The organism is Bacillus cereus group sp. BfR-BA-01355 (assembly GCF_022663675.1).
GTDB classification, from domain to species: domain Bacteria; phylum Bacillota; class Bacilli; order Bacillales; family Bacillaceae_G; genus Bacillus_A; species Bacillus_A thuringiensis_S.
Window position 1 is genome coordinate 1 of sequence record NZ_JAKUFY010000299.1, and the last position, 510, is coordinate 510.

Genomic DNA, 510 nt, shown 5'->3' on the forward strand with positions numbered 1-510 from the left:
GTTTACGAGTATGTACCCTGTAATTATAGAGGGTAAAGAGGAAATCTCGGAGAGTATTATAGTAACGAAAGAAATGCTTAGGAATGTTCCGAATTATGGAATTGGATATGGACTGTTAATGGAAGAAAATCTTAATCTAAATGTTGATATATATTTTAATTATTTAGGAGAGATAGATGGTAGTTTAATAAGTGAGGAGTTTTTGGGTTATATAACTCACTCTATACAGCTAAGTAATGCAAAAGAAAACAGAATGCCAGGAAGTATTAATTTCAATGGAAGTATCAAACAGGATAAGTTATGTTTCGTAATCACATATGATGCGAGTCGATATATGGAAGAGACAATGCATGAACTGGGAAGACTATACAAGGATACGTTAGTTGAAATTGTTGAATGTTGTTCTAGTCAACAGGAAAGTATTAAGACGGCATCTGATTATTCGACAAATGATTTAGAAACATCCGACTTGTCAATATTAAAGACGCATTTTTCTGGTATAGAAGATAT

General features: G+C 32.4%; 1 protein-coding gene. It reads left to right on the plus strand.

What is annotated here, in order from left to right:
• Window positions 1-510, plus strand: a 510-nt coding sequence (locus tag MR167_RS31730) for a condensation domain-containing protein (RefSeq protein WP_242316251.1), incomplete at both ends; no start/stop codon positions are given.